We start from the raw sequence: 9,597 nt of genomic DNA on the forward strand, positions 1-9,597 counted from the left end.
GGCGGCCGGCGGCAATGTCGCCGAGGCCGCGCGTAGGCTCGGCGTGAGCCGTTCGACGCTCTACCGGCGCGGACTCGCCCGCCGGCGCTGAGGGCTCAGACCTTAGCTCTCGCCGCCGGCGTGGAGGAAGGCCGGCGCGTCCATCACGATGCGCTCGTCATTGCCGCCGATCGCCTTCAGGTCGCGGCCGCGATAGGGGATGTGGAGCAGCAGGTGGCGGATGCAGGCGAGCCTGAGCCTGCGCTTGTCGTTCGCGTGGACCACGGTCCAGGGCGCTGCGGCGGTGTGGGTCGCGGCCAGCATCTGCTCGATCGCGTGGGAGTACGGCTCCCAAAGATTCAGCCCAGCGTAGTCGATCGGCGACAGCTTCCAGCGCTTGAGCGGGTCGTGCCGGCGGTCGTGCAGCCGCTTGATCTGCATCTCGCGGCCGATGGTGAGGAAGAACTTGAACAGCCGCACGCCGTCGTCGACCAGCAGCCGCTCCACCCGCGGGGCCTCCTCCAGGAAGCGCGCGGACTGCTCCGCGGTGCAGAAGCCCATCACCGGCTCCACCACGGCGCGGTTGTACCAGGAGCGGTCGAACAGCGTGATGTCGCCGGCGGTCGGCATGTGCTTGAGGTAGCGCTGGAAATACCATTGCCCGGCCTCGTCCGGCGACGGCTTTCCGAGCGCGATCACATGGGCGTTGCGCGGGTTCATGTGCTCGGTCACGCGCTGGATGACGCCGCCCTTGCCGGCGCTGTCGCGGCCCTCGAACACCACGACGATGCGCTCTCCCGACTGCTTGGCCCAGGCCTGCAGCTTGAGGAGCTCGATCTGGAGCCGGACGAGCGGCTCCTCGTACTCCTCGGCCTTGAGCCGCTTGGCGTAGGGGAAGCCGCCGCTCGCGAGCGCCGCGTCCTCGATCGCGGCGGGCAGCTCCGGTTCGTCGAGATCGACCGCGATCCCGGAGATCGTCACCTTCGGCGCGTCGCCCATGCTTTCGGGAACGACGCTGTCGAGGATGGCGTCCTCCGTCTCGGGGGCTGCGACGCGGGGCTTGCGGCGGACGCTTGGCTTGGCTTTCTTCGTCACGGGAAGGCGTCTCCTGCTGCGCGCCGCGGACGTCGCGGGGGCGTCATGAAGGTGGCGTCTCTTTCCGGTTTGGCCAGCGGCGCCGGCGCGCCCGCGGCCTTACCCCTCCTATCCTTCGGAGCATCATGACCGACGCCGACCCGACCCGACCCGACCGCGCCTCCTCGCGCGCGGCCATGCGCCTGCGCCGGGCCGGCTGGACCCTCGTCGCGGTCGCGGCCGCGCTCGCGGCCTTCGTGGCCGCCCGGCGGCTCGGGCCGGTCGAGGCGCTGCTCGCCTTCGCCTTCGTCGCGCTCGCGACCATCGTGGCGCCTGCGCGGCGGACGCCGGCGGAGGCGTCGCGGAGCCGGGCGAACCCCGCCGACGCCATCGTCGGGCCGCAGACGCTTCTGCTGCTGCAGGGCCTGCCGGGCCCGACGCTGGTGCTCGATCCGCGCGGCGTCGTGCTCGCCTTCAACGCCCACGCCGGCGCCGCGCTGCCGACCATCCGCGTCGGCGACCCGGTGTCGTTCGCGCTGCGCGTGCCGGAGGTGCTGGCCGCCGTGAAGGAGGCGGCGTCGCTCGCTCGCCCGGCGCTCGTCAGCTACTCCGAGCGGGTGCCGGTGGAGCGCTGGATCGAGGCCCATGTGGCGCCGGCGGCGATCGGGCCGCAGGGGCCGCGCGCGATCGTGCTCGCGCTGCGCGACCTGACCGCGCAGCGCCGGGCGGAGCGCACCCGCGTCGACTTCGTCGCGAACGCGAGCCACGAGCTCAGGACGCCGCTCGCCTCGCTGCTCGGCTTCATCGAGACGCTGCAAGGCCCGGCCCGGAACGACGAGAAGGCGCGCGAGCGGTTCCTCGAGATCATGCGCTCCCAGGCGACGCGGATGTCGCGGCTGATCGACGACCTGCTGTCGCTGTCGCGCATCGAACTGAAAGCCCATGTGCGGCCGGACGCGCTGGTCGAGCTCGCCCCGATCGCGCGCAACGTGGCGGACGCGCTCGGGCCGCTCGCCGCCGACCGCGGCGTCGAGATCGCGGTCGCGCTGCCGGAGACGCCGGTCTGGGTCCGCGGCGACCGCGACGAGCTGATCCGCGTGGTGGAGAACCTCGTCGAGAACGGCGTCAAGTACGGCCGCTCCGGCGGCCGCGTCGACGTCGCGGTCGAAGGCGGCGAGGGCCCGCAGGCGGCCCGCCTCGTGGTGCGCGACTACGGACCCGGCATCCCGCCGGAGGACCTGCCGCGGCTGACGGAGCGCTTTTACCGCGGCGACGTGCAGGCGAGCCGCGAGGCCGGCGGCACCGGGCTGGGGCTCGCGCTCGCCAAGCACATCCTCACGCGGCACGCCGGCCAGCTTCTGATCGAGAGCCGTCTGGGCGAGGGCGCCCGCTTCACCGTCACGCTCGACGGCGCGGCCCCGCCGAAGCCCGCGCCGGAAGGCGCGCGGCTGGCGGGGTGACGCCAGCGGCCTCCGCTTTTGGCCCCTTCGTCATGGTCCGGCTTGACCGGACGATCCATCTCCGGCGTGGCGCTAGATCCCGACATGGGGCCTCCGGTCAAGCCGGAGGACGACGAGGCTGGTTCGGCGAGCCTGGGCGAGAGTGACGCCCGAAGCTGCAGGCTGACTCGCGCGCCCGGAATTCTCAGGCGTTCGCGCTGTCATCCAGACGTCACGCAAGAGTCATAGAAGCGAGATCACACGGGGCTAGGTTCCGGCCGAACCCGCGCAGGACGCGGGTCGGGACGGCCGGAACCTACCTCCGAAACCGTCTTTGACGACACCGCATTAACGACGATCATGACGATCAACAGGAGAGGCCGCGTGAAGCTCTTCACGATGTCCAGCACCATCGCGCTCGCGTTCGCCGGCGTGCTCGCCGCGGGCGCCGCCAGCGCCCAGTCCCGCGACCAGATCCGCATCGTCGGCTCGTCGACGGTGTATCCGTTCACCACCGCGGCCGCCGAGCAGTTCGGCAAGGCCGGCCAGTTCAAGACCCCGGTCGTCGAGTCGACCGGCACCGGCGGCGGCCTCAAGCTGTTCTGCGCCGGCGTCGGCGCCGGCCATCCGGACGGCGTCAACGCCTCGCGCGCGATCAAGAAGTCCGAGTTCGACGACTGCCAGAAGAACGGCGTCACCGAGATCGTCGAGCTGAAGGTCGGCTTCGACGGCATCGTGGTCGCCAACTCCAAGAAGGGTCCGGACTTCAAGCTGACCCGCCAGCAGATCTTCCTGGCGCTCGCCAAGGAAGTGCCGGGCCCGGACGGCAAGCCGGTCGCGAACCCCTACAAGGCCTGGAACGACATCGACCCGTCGCTGCCGGCCGAGAAGATCGAAGTGCTCGGCCCGCCCCCGACCTCGGGCACCCGCGACGCCTTCCTCGAGCTCGTGATGGAGAAGGGCGCCGAGAAGGTCGAAAGCCTCGCCGCGCTGAAGAAGTCCGACGCCAAGGCCTTTGACAAGGCCTGGAAGACCATCCGCGAGGACGGCGCCTATATCGACGCCGGCGAGAACGACAACCTGATCGTCCAGAAGCTCGAGGCCAACCCGAAGGCGGTCGGCATCTTCGGCTACTCGTTCCTTGAAGAGAACGCGTCGCAGATCAAGGGCGCCGCGGTCGAAGGCAAGGCCCCGACCTTCGAGGCGATCGCCGACGGCTCCTACAAGGTCTCCCGCCCGCTCTACGTCTACTTCAAGAAGCAGCACGTCGGCGTGGTCCCGGGCCTCAAGGAGTTCATCGCCGAATACGCTTCCGACAAGGCGATGGGCGAGGAAGGCTATCTCTCGGAGAAGGGCCTCGTGCCGCTCCCGAAGACCGAGGCGCACAGCGCCGAGGACGCCGCCAAGAACCTCGCCGTCATCGGCGCGCCGGCCTCCTGATCGGCTGACATGACGACGCGGCGCCGCGGGCTGAAGCTCGCGGCGCCGTCCGCCTGTCAGGCGGGAAGCGGCCCGGAACGGTCCGGGTTTCGAGCGGGCGGAGCGCTCAGCGGATGACATTGATCTACATCGTCGCAATGGTCCTCGTGGGCGTCGGCGCCTATCTGGCCGGACGCCAGAAGGGCGTCGCTTTCGCGGTCGCGGGCGTCGCGCCCGGCGGCGCGCGGATGCACTCGCTGCCGAGCTATCACGGCTTCTACCTCGCGGTGGCGGCGGTCGCCCCGATGCTGCTCCTGCTGCTGCTCTGGCAGCCGTTCGCGCCGCGCTTCGTCGAGATGCAGGCGCTGTCGGCGCTGCCGCAGCATCTCGTCCCGACCGACGAGCTGCAGCGCTCGACCCGCATGCGCGAGATCGTGACTCTCGCCAACGGCGGTCAGGTTCCGGACGCGCCCGCCGGCGTGCAGGCCGGCGCCGACGCCTTCGCAATGTGGCGTGGGCTGGCCGACTGGGCTCTGCTGATCTTCGGCGGCGCGCTCGCGCTCGTCGGCTTCGGCTGGGCCGCGCGCCAGCTTTCGCCGGAGTTCCGCGCCCGCAACCGCGTCGAGCGGGTGGTGAAGGTGGTGCTGCTGGCCTGCTCCGCGGTCGCGGTGCTCACCACCGTCGGCATCGTGTTCTCGGTGCTGTTCGAGACGCTGCGGTTCTTCTCCAAGTACCCCTGGCACGACTTCCTGTTCGGGCTGCACTGGTCGCCGCAGACCGCGATCCGCGCCGACCAGGTCGGCGCCTCGGGCAGCTTCGGCGCCGTGCCGCTGTTCGCGGGCACCACGCTGATCATGCTGATCGCCATGCTGGTGGCGGGGCCCATCGGCCTGTTCTCCGCGATCTACATGGCGGAATACGCCAGCCCCCGGGTGCGCGGGATCGCGAAGCCGGTGCTGGAGGTGCTGGCCGGCGTGCCGACCGTGGTGTTCGGCTTCTTCGCGGCCCTCACCGTCGCGCCGTTCATCCGCAACACCGGCGAGCTGCTCGGCCTCAACGTCGCCTCCGAGAGCGCGCTCGCGGCCGGCCTCGTCATGGGCGTGATGATCATTCCCTTCGTGTCGTCGCTGTCCGACGACGTGATCAACGCCGTGCCGCAGTCGCTGCGCGACGGCTCCTACGGCATGGGCGCCACCAAGTCGGAGACCATCAAGAAGGTCATCCTTCCCGCGGCGCTGCCGGGCATCGTGTCGGCCTTCATGCTCGCGATCTCCCGCGCCGTCGGCGAGACCATGATCGTGGTCATGGCGGCGGGCCTCGCCGGCAACCTGACCTTCAACCCGCTCGAGGCGGTCACCACCGTCACCGTGCAGATCAAGACGCTGCTCGTCGGCGATCAGGAGTTCGACAGCCCCAAGACGCTGTCGGCCTTCGCGCTCGGCTTCGTGCTGTTCTTCTTCACGTTGGTGCTGAACTTCATCGCGCTCCGCATCGTCCAGAAGTACCGAGAGCAGTATGACTGAGATGACCGCAACCGCCGCCGGCTCCTCCCGCGGCCTCAGCGCCGACGCCTCCCGCGCCCGCGTGCGCAAGCGCTACCGCGCCGAAGCCCGCTTCCGCGCCTACGGCGTCGCCGCGCTGGCGTTCTCCGCCCTCTTCCTGGTGGTGCTGATCTCCGACATCCTCGTGAAGGCGTGGCCCGCCTTCACCGTGACGCATCTCACGATCGACGCGCGGCCGACCGCCGACAAGGTCGATCCGGACGGCGACCGCTCGCGCTCGTCGCTCGCCCGCGGCGACTACACCGCGGCGATCCGCGAGAGCTACGGCGCGCTGTTCCCGCAGGTGTCCGGCCGCGCCGAGCGCCGCAAGCTCAACGGCCTGCTGTCGAGCGGAGCAGCGGACGAGCTCCGCGCCGAGATCATGGCCAACCCGAACCTGATCGGCCAGACCGTCCAGACCCGCGCGCAGTTCTCCGACGACGCCGACCTCTACTTCAAGGGCGCGGTCACCTCCGTCGAGGAGGAGCCGGGCGAGGGCGTCGCGACGCCGTCCGGCGTGACCGGCTCGATCGTGATCGAGACCACCGCGCCGGCCTTCGCCGACGACCTGGCCGAGATCAAGAACGACCTGTCCGAGACGGCGCGCGCGCGCCGGTTCGAGGTCGAGCGGATCAAGACGCTCCGCGATGGCGTGCTGGCCGACCGGCCCGCGGCCGAAAAGGCGCTCGCCGCCGCCAACGGCGCGGGCGACGAGAGCGGGATCACGGTGGCGCGCAACGCGCTCGCCAAGATCGATTCCGACGCCGAGAGCCTGCGCGCGCAGATGGAGACGCTCGCCGGCGAGGCCGCCGATTTCGAGAACCGGTTCAAGGACTCGTCCGGCGCCGAGACGCTGGACGAGAAGCTGCCGAGCCGGCTGGTCGCGATCAACGGCGGCCTCGTCAAGGTGCGCAGCCTGTCGGCGAACCGGGTCGAGGGCGACGTGCTCGTGCCGCTCGAGAACCAGAACGCGGCGCAGGCCGACGCCTGGAAGGTGTTGGCCTACGCCACGCCCGAGAGCGAGCGCCGCCTCGGCGATCAGGAGATCGCCTGGCTCGAGACGCTGAAGGCCAAGGGCCTGGTCGAGACGAGCTTCAACGTCGACTTCTTCACCTCGGGCGACTCGCGCGAGGCCGAACAGGCCGGCATCCTCGGCGCGCTGGTCGGCTCGATCTTCACGATGTTCGTGACGCTCGTGATCTGCCTGCCCGTCGGCGTCGGCGCGGCGGTCTATCTCGAGGAGTTCGCGCCGAAGAACCGGCTGACCGACATCATCGAGATCAACATCAACAACCTCGCCGCGGTGCCCTCGATCGTCTACGGCCTGCTCGGCCTCGCGGTGTTCCTGAACTTCTTCGGCATGCCGCGCTCCTCCGCGGTGGTCGGCGGCTTCGTGCTGGCGCTGCTGGTGCTGCCCACGATCATCATCGCGAGCCGCGCCGCGCTGAAGGCGGTGCCGCCCTCGATCCGCGAGGCCGCGCTCGGCGTCGGCGCCTCGCACCAGCAGGCGGTGTTCCACCACACGCTGCCGCTCGCGATGCCCGGCATCATGACCGGCACCATCATCGGCATGGCCCACGCCCTCGGCGAGACCGCGCCGCTGCTGCTGATCGGCATGGTGGCCTTCATCGTCGACGTGCCGACCGGCCTGACCTCGGCCACCACGGCGCTGCCCGTCCAGATCTACCTCTGGTCGGACCTGCCGGAAGTCGCCTTCCAGGCCAAGACCTCGGCGGCCATCATCGTGCTGCTGCTGTTCCTCTTCCTCATGAACGGGCTCGCGATCCTGCTGCGCAAGCGCTTCGAGCGGCGGTGGTGAGAGCGTGACACACGGAGTTTCGACCATGGACGCGACCGCAGCCCTCACCAAGCCGTCCGCGACGGGCGCCGCCGCCCCCGACGCGGTGGCGAACCCCAAGATCGTCGCCAAGAACGTCAACGTGCACTACGGCGAGAAGCACGCCCTCAAGGACGTATCGATCGACATCGCCGAGCGCGCCGTCACCGCCTTCATCGGGCCCTCGGGCTGCGGCAAGTCGACGTTCCTGCGCTGCATCAACCGCATGAACGACACGATCTCGATCTGCCGGGTCACCGGGCTGATCACCATCGACGACCAGGACATCTACGACCCGTCGCTCGACGTGGTGCAGCTCCGCGCCCGCGTCGGGATGGTGTTCCAGAAGCCGAACCCGTTCCCGAAGTCGATCTACGAGAACGTGGCCTACGGCCCGCGCATCCACGGCTTCGCCCGCTCCAAGGCCGAGCTCGACGAGATCGTCGAGGACTCGTTGCGCAAGGCGAGCCTCTGGAACGAGGTCAAGGACCGGCTCGACGACAGCGGCACCGGCCTCTCCGGCGGCCAGCAGCAGCGCCTCTGCATCGCCCGCGCCATCGCGGTCTCGCCTGAGATCATCCTGATGGACGAGCCGTGCTCGGCGCTCGACCCGATCGCGACCGCGAAGATCGAGGAGCTGATCGACGAGCTGCGCCAGAACTTCACGATCGTGATCGTGACGCATTCGATGCAGCAGGCCGCGCGCGTGTCGCAGCGCACCGCGTTCTTCCATCTCGGCGTCCTCGTCGAGGGCGGTCCGACCGAGCGCATCTTCACGAGCCCGAACGACCGCCGCACCCAGGACTACATCACCGGCCGCTTCGGCTGAGCCCGCGCGTTCCCCGGGGAGATCCCTCCATGACCCTGATGACCGACCACATCGTCAGCGCCTTCGACGCCGACCTGAAGGAGCTGGGCGACAAGCTCGCCGAGATGGGCGGGCTCTGCGAGAAGCTCGTCGCCGAATCCGTCGGCGCCCTGCTGAAGCGCGACAGCCCGCTCGCCCGCCGCGTGATCGAGTGGGACCGCTCGATCGACCGGCTGCAGCACGAGATCGAGGAGCGCGCCATCCTCACCATCGCCAAGCGCGCGCCGGTCGCGATCGACCTGCGCGAGGTGGTGGCGGCGCTGCGCATCGCGAACGACCTCGAGCGCATCGGCGATCTCGCCAAGAACATCGCCAAGCGCGTCATCGCGCTCGACGGCCAGTTTCAGCCGCCGAAGCTCGCCCACGGCGTGGAGCACATCTCCGACCTGACGCTCGGCCAGCTCAAGGAGGTGCTCGACGCCTACACCCAGCGCGACGAAGCCCGCGCTATGGAGGTGTGGCGCCGCGACGGCGAGATCGACTCGCTCTACACCTCGCTGTTCCGCGAGCTGCTGACCTACATGATGGAGGACCCGCGCAACATCGGGTTCTGCGCCCATCTGCTGTTCTGCGCCAAGAACGTCGAGCGCATCGGCGACCACGCCACCAACATCGCCGAAACCATCTATTATCTCGTCAACGGCGAGCCGCTGCTGGACGATCGCCCCAAGGGCGACACCACGAGCTCGACCAAGATCGAGTATCAGGGGTGAGCCGATGACCCCACGGGTGATGATCGTCGAGGACGAGGAAGCGCTGGCGCTGCTGCTGCGCTACAACCTCGAGGCCGAGGGCTACGCCGTCGAGGCGGTGGCGCGCGGCGACGAGGCCGAGACCCGGCTGCGCGAGGCGACTCCGGACCTCATCCTTCTCGACTGGATGCTGCCGGGCCTGTCCGGCATCGAGCTGTGCCGGCGGCTGCGCACGCGGCCCGAGACCGAGCGGCTGCCGATCATCATGCTGACCGCCCGCGGCGAGGAGGCCGAGCGCGTGCGCGGCCTCGCCACAGGCGCGGACGACTACGTGGTCAAGCCGTTCTCGGTGCCGGAGCTCGTGGCGCGGGTGCGGGCGCTGCTGCGCCGGGCGAAACCCGAGCATGTGGCGAACGTGCTCAAGGCCGGCGACATCGAGCTCGACCGCCAGTCCCACCGGGTGCATCGGCAGGCGCGCGAGGTCCATCTCGGACCGACCGAGTTCAAGCTGCTCGAGTTCCTGATGCAGTCGGCTGGCCGGGTGTTCTCGCGCGAGCAGCTTCTCGACGGGGTCTGGGGCCACGACGTCTACATCGACGAGCGCACGGTCGACGTGCATGTCGGCCGGCTGCGCAAGGCGATCAACCGCGGCCGCCAGCTCGACCCGATCCGCACGGTCCGCGGCGCCGGCTACTCCTTCGACGAGACCTTCGCCCGCACGCAGTGACGCGGACGGCGAGCCGAAAAA

Annotated in this window: 8 protein-coding genes and 3 pseudogenes (1 of these 11 running past the window's edge); 10 read left to right on the forward strand and 1 reads right to left on the reverse strand. The window is 70.0% G+C overall.

Annotated features, from left to right (window positions below):
- Both ACFSCV_RS09610 and ACFSCV_RS09615 read left to right on the forward strand, forming a co-directional pair.
- Positions 1–36: the end of a sigma-54-dependent Fis family transcriptional regulator gene (locus ACFSCV_RS09610; RefSeq protein ID WP_378799331.1), read on the forward strand. It extends 1,635 nt beyond the left edge of the window; only the last 36 of its 1,671 coding nucleotides appear in the window; the start codon falls outside the window, past its left edge; it ends in the stop codon at positions 34–36.
- A pseudogene (locus tag ACFSCV_RS09615) lies at positions 32–91 on the forward strand (hypothetical protein); the annotation flags it as partial. The gene ACFSCV_RS09610 and the pseudogene ACFSCV_RS09615, both read left to right, overlap by 5 nt.
- A gap of 11 nt (positions 92–102) precedes the next feature.
- Here ACFSCV_RS09615 and ppk2 read toward each other — a convergent pair.
- Entirely contained in the window at positions 103–1,074 is a 972-nt protein-coding gene (gene ppk2 / locus ACFSCV_RS09620; protein WP_378799299.1) for a polyphosphate kinase 2, read from the reverse strand.
- A gap of 125 nt (positions 1,075–1,199) precedes the next feature.
- On the opposite strand from ppk2, the gene ACFSCV_RS09625 reads away from it, so the two are divergent.
- The 8 genes and pseudogenes from ACFSCV_RS09625 (at position 1,200) to phoB (ending at position 9,576) form a co-directional block, all read left to right on the forward strand.
- Positions 1,200–2,513, forward strand: coding sequence for an ATP-binding protein (locus tag ACFSCV_RS09625; RefSeq protein WP_378799301.1), 1,314 nt, complete (start codon positions 1,200–1,202; stop codon positions 2,511–2,513).
- A 378-nt stretch (positions 2,514–2,891) separates the two neighbouring features.
- The gene (locus tag ACFSCV_RS09630; RefSeq protein ID WP_378799333.1) at positions 2,892–3,932 is read left to right on the forward strand and encodes a PstS family phosphate ABC transporter substrate-binding protein; all 1,041 of its coding nucleotides are present in this window, start codon (positions 2,892–2,894) and stop codon (positions 3,930–3,932) included.
- Positions 3,933–4,045: 113 nt separating this feature from the next.
- Entirely contained in the window at positions 4,046–5,434 is a 1,389-nt protein-coding gene (gene pstC, locus ACFSCV_RS09635; protein ID WP_378799303.1) for a phosphate ABC transporter permease subunit PstC, read from the forward strand.
- Position 5,435: 1 nt separating this feature from the next.
- A pseudogene (locus tag ACFSCV_RS09640) lies at positions 5,436–5,915 on the forward strand (DUF3333 domain-containing protein); the annotation flags it as partial.
- A 552-nt stretch (positions 5,916–6,467) separates the two neighbouring features.
- A pseudogene (pstA, locus tag ACFSCV_RS09645) lies at positions 6,468–7,271 on the forward strand (phosphate ABC transporter permease PstA); the annotation flags it as partial.
- Positions 7,272–7,296: 25 nt separating this feature from the next.
- Positions 7,297–8,118 carry a phosphate ABC transporter ATP-binding protein PstB gene (gene pstB / locus ACFSCV_RS09650; protein WP_378799305.1) on the forward strand — a complete coding sequence of 274 codons (822 nt, stop codon included), beginning with the start codon at positions 7,297–7,299 and terminating at the stop codon, positions 8,116–8,118.
- A 38-nt stretch (positions 8,119–8,156) separates the two neighbouring features.
- Positions 8,157–8,870, forward strand: coding sequence for a phosphate signaling complex protein PhoU (phoU, locus tag ACFSCV_RS09655; protein WP_378799335.1), 714 nt, complete (start codon positions 8,157–8,159; stop codon positions 8,868–8,870).
- A 4-nt stretch (positions 8,871–8,874) separates the two neighbouring features.
- Positions 8,875–9,576: a phosphate regulon transcriptional regulator PhoB gene (phoB, locus tag ACFSCV_RS09660; RefSeq protein WP_378799306.1), complete on the forward strand. Its 702-nt coding sequence runs from the start codon at positions 8,875–8,877 to the stop codon at positions 9,574–9,576.
- Positions 9,577–9,597: the final 21 nt, after the last annotated feature.

Origin of the sequence: Methylopila henanensis (assembly GCF_042681025.1) — a bacterium.
Taxonomy (GTDB): domain Bacteria; phylum Pseudomonadota; class Alphaproteobacteria; order Rhizobiales; family Methylopilaceae; genus Methylopila; species Methylopila henanensis.